4 protein-coding genes are annotated in these 4,192 nt (G+C 60.1%); all 4 read right to left on the minus strand.

The genetic code is table 11. The features are described 5' to 3' along the window. The coding region (locus AAC035_RS19160; protein WP_339806712.1) for a cytochrome d ubiquinol oxidase subunit II at positions 1–534 on the minus strand (534 nt) is incomplete at its 3' end. Between the two features lie 2 nt (positions 535–536). Next, a complete protein-coding gene (locus tag AAC035_RS19165) occupies positions 537–1,952 on the minus strand; it encodes a cytochrome ubiquinol oxidase subunit I (RefSeq protein ID WP_339806713.1) in 1,416 nt (471 codons plus the stop codon). 229 nt (positions 1,953–2,181) lie between these two features. Beyond that, positions 2,182–2,967: a VOC family protein gene (locus AAC035_RS19170; protein ID WP_339806714.1), complete on the minus strand. Its 786-nt coding sequence runs from the start codon at positions 2,965–2,967 to the stop codon at positions 2,182–2,184. Positions 2,968–3,005: 38 nt separating this feature from the next. Continuing rightward, a partial coding sequence (locus AAC035_RS19175; protein WP_339806715.1) for a carboxyl transferase domain-containing protein occupies positions 3,006–4,192 on the minus strand: 1,187 nt, incomplete at its 5' end.

The raw sequence follows: 4,192 nt of genomic DNA on the forward strand, positions 1-4,192 counted from the left end.
CCAGGTGGCGCCGAGCAGGGCATAGCCGGCCAGCAGACCGAAACCGGTCAGTACGGTAAAGGGCGTCAGCCAGTCCAGGGGCCCCCCGGTGAATACCCGGTTGGTAGTTTCAAACCCCTGGATGTAGGCACCCACCACAGCGCCCTGGGCAAAGGCGGCCAGGGTCGAGCCACCGGCAAAGGCCCAGTTCCACAAATAGCGGGATGAGCGGGCCTTGAAGCGGAATTCGAAGGCTACGCCGCGGAAAATCAGGCCGGCCAGCATCAGGAATACACCCAGGTACAGAGCTGGTAACACCGTGGAGTAGACCAGGGGGAAGGCCGCCAGCAGCCCGGCACCGCCGAGCACCAGCCAGGTTTCGTTGCCGTCCCAAACCGGAGCCACGGAGTTCATCATTACATCCCGGGTTTCCTCACTGGGAGCAAACGGGAAGAGAATGCCCACGCCCAGATCAAAGCCGTCCATCAGCACATACATGATGACGCCGAAGCCGATAATGAATGCCCAGATCAGTGTCAGGTCAAACATTTCCATGATCAGACTCCTCCCTTGCGGGTTTCATGGGGGTTGTACTCAAAGGAAACGTGGGCTGCTGACAACGGCCGCTTGGGACGGTCATGGTCCGGATTCACTTCATCATCCGCCTCCAGGCCATCATGAAGAACCCGCATCAGATAATAGACACCCGCAGAAAACACCAGGGCATAGACCAGCACGTAACCGATCAGCGTGAACAAGGCCATGCCGCCGGTAAGTGAGGGGGTCAGGCCCTCGGCCTGAGTCATCATGCCGTAGACCAGCCAGGGTGTACGGCCGATCTCGGTAACAAACCAGCCAGCCAGAACGGCGATGAATGGTGTGATGGACATGACTCGCATCACCTGCAGGAACCAGGGTGTGCGGTAGTAGCGCTTGCCCTTGCGCAGCACCAGTCCGGTGACCGCCACTGCAATCATCAACAGGCCAAGACCCACCATCACCCGGAAGCTCCAGAACACGATCGCCACCGGGGGTTGCTCTTCGGTCGCCACTTCATTAAGGCCCGGCACTTCACCGTTCCAGTCATGGGTGAGGATGAAGCTGGCCAGGCCCGGCACAGCGATCTCGAAGTGGTTGGTCTGGTTGGCCTGATCAGGAATGGCGAACAACAGCAGGGGCACGTTGGTCGATGTTTCCCAGTTACCCTCCATGGCGGCGACCTTCATGGGCTGGTGCTCCAGGGTGTTGAGGCCGTGGAAGTCACCGATAACCGCCTGCGACGGCGCGATAATCAGCAGCAACCAGAGGCACATGGACAGGGCCTTGCGATTGGCCTCCACTTCGCGGCCCCGCAGCAGATACCAGGCGCTGACACCGGCCACCACAAAACCGCCGGTCAGGAAGGACGCCATGGCCATGTGCAGGAAGCGCCAGCCGAAGGAAGGGTTGAACAGGGCCTCGCTCCATGAGGTGACATACAGCATACCTTCACGCCATTCCACACCAGCCGGGGTGTGCATCCAGCTGTTGGCTGAAAGAATCCAGAACGAGGAAATGAAGGTGCCGACCGCCACCATGATGGCCGCAAACAGGTGAACCCCTTTGGGGACCTTGTCCCGGCCAAACAGCAGTACCCCGAGAAACGCCGCTTCCAGGAAGAAGGCGGTGACCACCTCGTAGCTCAGTACCGGGCCCAGGAAGTTGGCACTGGCCTGGGAAAAGTTACTCCAGTTGGTACCGAACTGGAACGACATCACAATGCCGGACACCACCCCCATGCCGAAGACCACCGCAAACACCTTCGTCCAGAACCCCGACAGACGTTCCCAGACCGGGTTGCCGGTCTTGAATGCCAGAGATTCCAGCAGGGCGATGTAGGACGCAAGTCCTATGGTAAATACCGGGAAGATGGCGTGGAAAGACACCACAAACGCGAACTGAATGCGTGACAAGAGGAGGGGATCGAGTTCCATAGGAACCTCCGGCATTGAAACAACGACAACTGAAACGCCAGGCGTTTCCTGATTAGGACATGATCTGGCCGCTGATGAACTCAGTGTTGTGTTTTGTTGTTACCGGCTAATCGATATCAGACTACCTGTGACGGCGCTCAGAACCTATAGGACGGAATGTCGCAGTCCATGACTTATCTCAGGAACCGGACAATCTGCGGAGAAGTTTAGTGTTTGCCCCCGGAAATTGCTAAGTCGTAGCCCGGTTGACTAGATTCAGTCGGACGCCGCCGATCAGAATCTGGTTTCCTTCCATTGGTAGCCCCCTGGACCGGGCCTGCTCTGATAGCCGGGTGCTGTCTTCCACCAGCAGATCCAGTGCAGAAAGAGACTCACCTGTGCCGGTGGCGGCGGCCACAAATCTGAGCTCCGCGTTGGCGAGTCGGACCAGGATCTGACCGCCATCGTCCACCACAGGTTCGCCGGTGACCGCCGCCCAGCGGGCCGCAAGGGCTTCCGGATTCTCGCTCTGCAACTCGACCGCCAGAATGTCCGAAACCACTTCCGTGGAAACCTTGTCTTTCCAGCCACTTCCGCCGGCGGGTTGCCAGTTGCCGGTCATGTCTGCTTGCTGGTCCCAGTCCACTTCCAGAAATGCAGCCCCCATATCCCGGGGGTGCAGTTGCATGATGTTCCAGCTGCCACGGTCAGCCTCGTAGGCTACCCGCACCTTGTTGGCAGCGGCTCTGGCACGGACACTGGCCTGCTCTTCAAGATCCGGCACCTGGCAGATCACCATGTAACCACCGTCGCCGCCCCGGCGTTCCAGGAAACGGCCGGCAGCCGTCCCGGTTTGAATCGGCGCCACCACCTCGATGAACTTGCTGCCAACCGGCAGCAGGGCGTTTTCCAGACCGAAATGAGCCACTTCCGGATCAACGTGGCAAACGTTGATGGACAGTAACGCCTCAAGGTCCCTGACCACCGGCTCAAGTTCGCTGGCAACCAGGCAGATCTGACGAAGGTGTATGGCCATGTGGGTAGCGCTCCGTTGTAGTGGTTTCTGAAAATACCTTACCAGGTATCGATCATGGGGCGGCGTCTGCCGTGCCGTGGGCCGGGCTTTTTGACGGACTTGAGGCCACGAACTATCCACGGCCGGGTTTCTGCCGGATCGATAACTGCATCGATTTCCAGCGAGACCGCCATACTCAGTGCCTTGCCTTTCTCATACTGCTGGGCCACCAGCTTCTCGAACATGGCCTTCTGGGCGGCTTCATCGCCTCCTTCGGCAATCTCATTGCGGTAGCCAAGACGCACAGCGCCTTCCAGACCCATGCCGCCGAACTCCCCGGTGGGCCAGGAAATGTTGAAGAAGGGGGCATGGAATGACCCGGCGGTCATGCCCATGGCGCCCAGCCCGTAGCCCTTGCGCAGCACGATGGTCATCACCGGAATCTGCAGGCTGGCGGCGGTCACGAACATGCGGCTGGTATGGCGTACCAGGCCGGTTTTTTCGGCCTCTGGCCCAACCATAAAGCCGGGTGTGTCACACAGGCTGACCAGCGGCACATCAAAGGCATCACACAACTGCATGAAGCGGGCTGCCTTGTCGGCGCCATTGGCGCAGATCGCTCCGCCAAGATGACGGGGATCGTTGGCGATCACGCCCACCGGCCGGCCTTCCATGCGGGCAAACGCGGTGATCATGCCCGGGGTAAAGGTGGGACGCAGCTCCAGTACACTGTCGCTGTCAAACAGGGTGTTGATCAGGGCGCGGATATCATAGGAGCGTAGCCGGTTTTCGGGAATGGCGGATCGGAGCAGGCGCTGGTCGGTGCAGGTCCAGTCCTTCACCGGTCCCTGAAAATAGGCCAGCAGCTGGCGGGCCAGAGCGGCGCCTTCGCGCTCATCCTCAACCAGACAGTCCACCACGCCGTTGGCAGTCTGCACCGACATGGGACCGACGTCCTCCGATGCGAACACCCCCAGTCCACCGCCTTCAATCATTGCCGGTCCCGCCATACCCAGGCTGGCGGTACGGGTGGCAATGATCAGGTCGCTGGAGCCGGCGAACACCGCGTTGCCGGCAAAACAGCGACCAGAAACCACCGCGATGCGTGGTGCCAGCGCAGTCAGACGGGCGTACTGCAGGAAACTGGGCACATCCAGGGCAGCCACCTTGGTGGCATTGTCGGTATCGCCGGGACGACCACCTCCGCCCTCGGTAAAAAAGATCACCGGCAGCTGCTGCTCTTCCG

This window comes from uncultured Marinobacter sp., from assembly GCF_963974375.1.
Taxonomy (GTDB): Bacteria; Pseudomonadota; Gammaproteobacteria; order Pseudomonadales; family Oleiphilaceae; genus Marinobacter.